Consider the following 2,185-nt stretch of genomic DNA (forward strand, 5'->3'; position numbering starts at 1 on the left):
ACACCCAAATACGGTACCTTTTCTTGACAGGCTGAACCCTGCTGAGACTGGCCTTAGACCCACTCGTCCGGTTCGATTCCCTGGGGTCCCACATACTGACCATTGGGCACGTATGAGGAGCGCCCCCGATCACTCAGATGAGCATCAGCATACAGGGTCACATCCCTGCCGAAGGTCCAGTCCCCCTCGATCGTGACCGAGTTGGCGGCCGCCAGGCTGGGAACCCCATAGGGGAAGCGCTCGTCAAAGTCGGCGATGTACTTGTAGTAGCGCTCATCCAGCTGAACGTTTGGGAAATCGTAGTTGCCATCCTCCATCTCATAGGAGTCGGTCAGATGGAAGCGGTCGGAGCGCATGATGAACAGGTCGTCAGTGGTCTTGACCGGCAGAAAGCGCATACGGTCTACCTGTACGCAGATGGCCCCTTCGAAGAGCGTGGCTGCAGAGCCCATGGCGGTCTCCAGTTGCACCACGGGGCGGGTGGATGGATCGGTGGGGTCCACGGTCTTCCGGTTCTCGATGATGGGCAGAGGTAGCACGCCGTTGCATTCGGTCAGCTTGTCGCGCAGGGCATCGACCCTGACCCAGATGCTGTTGGTATTGAAGTAGGGATGCTTGCGGATGGACATGGCTGAGCTGCGGTCGTGCGGGTCCACCTGGGACATCTCTCGTAAGATAAGGCGTCCGCTGGCCTTATCGATAACGATATGGCCGCCCTTCCGATCAGCATCGGTGCGCTTGGCGACCTCGATCATGAAGGGCGCTCCGGACTGCGCGAAATAACCGGCCAGGGTCCTTGAAGGCCGGGCGCCCAGGTTGTCGGAGTTGGAGATGAACAGATAGTCGATTCCATGCTCCTTGAGTATGTCCAGCAGGCCGGTCTCCCAGATGGTCGAGAAGATGTCGCCGTGGCCGGGAGGGCACCATTCCAGGTCGGGATTGGCTGGGAATTCGACCGGACAGCCGGTGTCAGCGTCGATCTTGGGTTCGATGTGCTGAATGATCTCCATGGGCACGTCTTTCTGAACAAAGCGGCGGTCCTGCTTGACAACGCGCATGGTGTCTCGTGATGTCCGGAAGGAGTTCATGAAGATAAGCGGCAGCGGCACCCCTAGACGCTTGCGGGCCGTCAACACCTGGCCCATGATGATGTCCAGAAAGCGCATCCGACGGGCCTTGTGGCGTCGGATGGGCAGCAGGGACTTGGCCTTCTCCAGGCCCATGGAGGTGCCCAGCCCACCGTTGAGCTTAATGAAGGCAGTGCGGGAGAATGCATCCAGGGCCATGTCCATGTCCATGGTGTCGTGGATATCTTTGGTGCGGGGCACGTCCTTGAGCGGGGTGACATCCTTCTCGCGCACGCAGGCCTTGGCATCTTCCCGTTCCCAAGTTTCGTAAAGCTGCTTGAACTGGTTGATGGAGACTTCGCTCATGCCCTTGTCTCGCATTTTCGCGGCCGAAAGGTCGAAAACGTCTGTGCTCATGGAACCCCTTCCGGGCTGGGACGACTTGCGGTCGACGCGGGTTGCGTCGACCGTCCAGAAACATGATAGCAAGTTGATCATGTGACCCGGTCTGTCTGGACTCGTCTGCAGGGACTCGCCGGACCGTTGTCGGCCCCGCTACGCTGTGCTAGTATCTCTACTCGGTGCTGATGCACCGTCGGGCCGTAGCGCAGTTTGGTAGCGCACTTGACTGGGGGTCAAGGGGTCGCGGGTTCAAATCCCGCCGGCCCGACAAGAAACCAATGGTTCCAAGGCTTCCTGGCTTCGGAACCATTCTTATTTCCAGAATCGGGCACATTTCGGGCGCATTGTTTATGCAAGGTCCCCTCTCAGCTTTTTCCGGCCGCATTGTGTTTCGTGTTATACGCCAAAACAATGCTTATAGAACTGCACGGAGTCAAGTGTGCCGTATGGCATAACAGGCTGCATGCTGGTATGAGCCCCCCCCCCCTCTGTCGCTCTCCGATGACTGATGGCTGAACCTTAAATGCACTCGAGGTCAAAGCAAGAAGAAGATTTGTATCCGGTTGCTTGCTGGAGCAAAGATGCCTTCTCGTGGTGGCCTTATCCGTTAAGTTGGCACAGGTAAAGCTCCATTTTCCGTTGCCAGCCGAGGAGGGCTGTCACCAGAGCAGGGCCGCAAGAGCGTACCCGGCAACAGCGCTGACCACGATTACGAG

At 58.2% G+C, this 2,185-nt stretch carries 1 protein-coding gene and 1 tRNA gene; one reads left to right on the top strand and one right to left on the bottom strand.

Annotated features, from left to right (window positions below):
* Window positions 1-53: 53 nt before the first annotated feature.
* A complete protein-coding gene (locus AC0AP0_RS12425; RefSeq protein WP_490430708.1) occupies window positions 54-1,484 on the bottom strand; it encodes a UTP--glucose-1-phosphate uridylyltransferase in 1,431 nt (476 codons plus the stop codon).
* Between the two features lie 179 nt (window positions 1,485-1,663).
* On the opposite strand from AC0AP0_RS12425, the gene AC0AP0_RS12430 reads away from it, so the two are divergent.
* A tRNA-Pro gene (locus AC0AP0_RS12430) sits at window positions 1,664-1,737 on the top strand.
* Window positions 1,738-2,185: the final 448 nt, after the last annotated feature.

This window comes from Bifidobacterium sp. POST2/T3 (B1), assembly GCF_058197115.1.

Excerpts from the sequence above, each read along its gene's own strand:
- AC0AP0_RS12425 (WP_490430708.1), bottom strand. The coding sequence starts at position 1,484 with ATGAGCACAGACGTTTTCGACCTTTCGGCCGCGAAAATGCGAGACAAG.